This is a genomic window from Bradyrhizobium altum, assembly GCF_020889705.1.
In the GTDB taxonomy this organism is placed as follows: Bacteria; Pseudomonadota; Alphaproteobacteria; order Rhizobiales; family Xanthobacteraceae; genus Bradyrhizobium; species Bradyrhizobium altum.
The window spans coordinates 1-1,099 of sequence record NZ_JACMYP010000568.1; the positions used below are offsets into that span (position 1 = coordinate 1).

The 1,099-nt window shown below is 68.6% G+C and carries 2 protein-coding genes; one reads left to right on the plus strand and one right to left on the minus strand.

Features of this window, described 5'->3' with window-relative positions:
• The first annotated feature begins 253 nt into the window (after nucleotides 1-253).
• Nucleotides 254-442 (plus strand): hypothetical protein, encoded by a 189-nt coding sequence (locus tag H8B02_RS47425; protein ID WP_229172537.1) that lies wholly within the window; start codon nucleotides 254-256, stop codon nucleotides 440-442.
• Between the two features lie 5 nt (nucleotides 443-447).
• Here the strand turns inward: H8B02_RS47425 and H8B02_RS47430 are convergent.
• On the minus strand, nucleotides 448-1,099 hold a 652-nt coding region (locus H8B02_RS47430; protein ID WP_229172536.1), incomplete at its 5' end, for an adenylate/guanylate cyclase domain-containing protein.

Sequence of the window (1,099 nt, forward strand, 5' to 3'; positions counted from 1 at the left end):
GCCAGCGCCGGCGCATCGTCGCGCAGGGCTACCCGTTTCAGTGCGCCGAGGGGATCACCCGCCGCGAGCGCGCGCGCCGCAGCCGTAATCAGCGAGTCCATTCGAATCCCGACACACTTGTCACTCTCGTCCTCCGAGGCCGGGCTCTAACCTAGCACATGACGACATGGATCATCTCCAGAGAGATCGAATGATGACCGGAATCGAGACACATGAGGATTGGTTGAAAGGCCGGTTCGGCGGCCGCGGTGCCATGGTCGCGCGCTGGCTGTCGCTGGCGGCGGCGCCGACCTTCGCCGTGATGGCGCTGGTGGCCGCGCTGGCACCGGCCGACATGATCTGCGGCGCCATGCAGGGACCGCTCTCGTTGCAGGGGATGGTCCCGATGTACGCGCTGATGAGTGCATTTCATCTGGCGCCGTGGTTGCGCCTGTTCAGATGACCGGCTCATCCCTCCGGCAAAGTGAAGACCGCGCAGGGCCGTGCGATGCCGCGCAGCTCGTGGGTGCCGAGCGCGACCAGCGGCCTCTCGGTCTCGGCGGCGAGCGCGCCCGAGACCAGCACGGTCTGCTCCAGCGGCTTGCACAGGCCTTCCAGCCGGCTGACCAGATTGACCGCAGCGCCGATCGCGGTGAAGTCGAGGCGGTCGGCGGCGCCGATATTGCCCCAATGCACCTCGCCGAGATGCAGCGCCACGCCGAATGGCAGTGGCGGCAGGCCGTGCTTGCGCCGCTCGGTATCAAGATGCGCCATGCCGACGCGGGCCGCCGACACCGCGCGCAATGCCGCCTCGCATGCGCTGCGCGCACTCGTCGTGACCGGAAAGATCGCGAGCAGCCCGTCGCCGATGAATTTCAACACCTCGCCGCCGAAGGCATGGATCGCGCCGGCGATGCGGTCGAACCAGGCGTCGAGTGCCGCGATCACCTCGGCAGGCGGATGGCTTTCGGAGAGCGCGGTGAAGCCGCGCAGATCGGCAAACAGCAGCGCCGCCCGGATGGTTTCGCCGGTGTTGCGCCGCAACGGCGATGCCAGGACGCGCGCCGTGCTGCGCCGGCCGAGATAAGCCTCCAGCGCCGCCGTCAATGTCGCGCGCGCC